Annotated in this window: 1 protein-coding gene; it reads right to left on the reverse strand. The window is 47.6% G+C overall.

Annotation, left to right across the window (positions count from 1 at the left end; translation table 11 throughout):
- Positions 1-706 (reverse strand): aminotransferase class III-fold pyridoxal phosphate-dependent enzyme (locus A3739_RS07685; protein WP_197472165.1); only part of this gene is annotated, 706 nt, incomplete at its 3' end.
- Positions 707-758: the final 52 nt, after the last annotated feature.

Raw genomic sequence — 758 nt, forward strand, 5'->3', positions numbered from 1 at the left:
GTGCGTTGAAGGTTCCTCGCGCAAAACATATATCCGTCGGCTTGTGTTCTTTATAGCGTTTCATTAGTTCTGCTTTGCCGCATACGACGCCAACGGGCAAACCGCCACCGAGTGTTTTTCCGTAGGTGACCATATCTGCTTGGACGCCAAAATACTCTTGAGCGCCACCTTTCGCTAAACGAAACCCAAGAAATACCTCGTCCATGATCATCACTATGTTTTTCTTGGTGCAGATCTCACGAAGCGCTTTCAGCCATACTGTGTAGGCTTCTTTATCAAAATGCGCTGAGCGGTCGCTAGCTATCAGCATCGAATCGCTACTGCTTCCGCCATTTGGGTTGAGCGCTTGCAGCGGATTAACTAAGACGCAGGCTATGTCTTTTCGTGTTTTAAGTACCCTGAGCGTGTCGTTAGACATTTCTTTTAAGGTATACACATCGTGCACTTTTCGTGGATTGCCTATGCCGGGTTGAACCCCGTCCCACCAACCGTGATAAGCACCGCAAAAAACAACGGTTCGTTTCTTACCTGTGTGGTAATGCGCGAGACGAACTGCTTGCATTACTGCTTCAGTGCCCGACATATGATAAGACACTTCGTCTAATCCGGAGATGTCTTTGAGCTTATCGGTATTGTTGATGATTAAGGGATGATATGGGCCAAGCGCTGCGCCAAGTTCGCGTGTTTGAGCGATTCCTTCGTCCATGCATTCTTTGTAGAAATCGTAACCGTAAAGATTAACGCCGTAAGCACCTGTT

The organism is Oleiphilus sp. HI0067 (assembly GCF_001635735.1).